The organism is Methylobacterium aerolatum, from assembly GCF_022179085.1.
Taxonomy (GTDB): domain Bacteria; phylum Pseudomonadota; class Alphaproteobacteria; order Rhizobiales; family Beijerinckiaceae; genus Methylobacterium; species Methylobacterium aerolatum.
In genome coordinates this window covers 1-1,349 of record NZ_BPQE01000043.1, presented here as the reverse complement: position 1 = coordinate 1,349, position 1,349 = coordinate 1, and the positions used below count along the sequence as shown (strand labels likewise).

General features: G+C 62.8%; 1 pseudogene. It reads right to left on the bottom strand.

Going from position 1 to position 1,349, the window contains the following annotated elements:
- Positions 1–1,349: pseudogene (locus MFF06_RS21730) on the bottom strand (hemagglutinin); the annotation flags it as partial.

Below are 1,349 nucleotides of genomic sequence, written 5' to 3'. Positions count from 1 at the left end.
TCGTGCTCGCCTGAGAGCTCACACTCGTCGACAGCGACGACACCTGGCTCGCCTGGGAGCTCACGCTCGTCGAGAGCGAAGCCACAGAGCTGTTTGTCGTGCTCAAGCCCGACGACAGGGACGCCGTCGTGCTCGCCTGAGAGCTCACACTCGTCGACAGCGACGACACCTGGCTCGCCTGAGAGCTCACGCTCGTCGACAGCGAGGCCGTCGTGCTCGCCTGGGAGCTCAAGCTCGATGACAAAGATCCGGTCAGGCTCTGCTGGTTGCTGAGGCCGGAGGAAAGGTTGCTCAGGCTTGTGGATAGAGAGGCACCCGTACTGGAGGCATTCGTATTGATCGCCGTCGAGAGGGAAGCCACCGAGCTGTTGGTCGCGTAAAGTTGCGAGCCGTTCACAGCATCCGTCGAGGTCGCGGTAATATTGCCGTTCGCAACATTGGTGATCTTTTGCGCAAAACCAGTTCCATGGCTCGCGTCATAGGCGTTGAGCGTCGAATTCCACTGAAGGGCGTCCTGCTTCAGGGAAGATACCCCCGTCGAGATGGATGAAACCGTGCTCGCCTGAGAGCTCATGCTCGACGACAGCGTGGCCACTGTGCTCGCCTGAGAGCTCAGACTTGATGACAACGATCCGATTGAGCTGTTCGCAGCGCTCAGCCCCGAGGACAGCGACGCCACAGAGCTGTTCGTCACGCTCAGACCCGTCGACAACGAACCAATCTGGCTCGCCTGCGAACTCAAGCCCGACGACAGAGACGCCACCGAGCTGTTCGTCACGCTCAGGCCCGACGACAGGGAGCCGATCTGGCTCGCCTGAGAGTTCAAGCCCGAGGACAACGAACCGATCTGGCTCGCCTGAGAGCTGAGACCCGACGACAGAGAAGCCACCGAGCTGTTCGTCACGCTCAGGCCCGACGACAGGGAGCCGATCTGGCTCGCCTGCGAACTCAAGCCCGAGGACAACGAACCGATCTGGCTCGCCTGAGAGCTCAGGCCCGAGGACAGCGAGGCCACCGAGCTATTCGTCACGCTCAGGCCCGACGACAGGGAGCCGATTTGGCTCGTCTGAGAGCTCAAGCCCGACGACAACGACCCGATCTGGCTCGCCTGCGAGCTCAGGCCCGACGAAAGCGAGGCCACCGAGCTGTTTGTCGTGCTCAAGCCCGACGACAGGGAGCCGATCTGGCTCGCCTGAGAGCTCAAGCCCGAGGACAACGACCCGATCTGGCTCGCCTGCGAGCTCAGGCCCGAGGACAGCGAGGCCACCGAGCTGTTCGTCACGCTCAGGCCCGACGACAGGGAGCCGATCTGGCTCGCCTGCGAGCTTAAGCCCGACGACAACGACCCG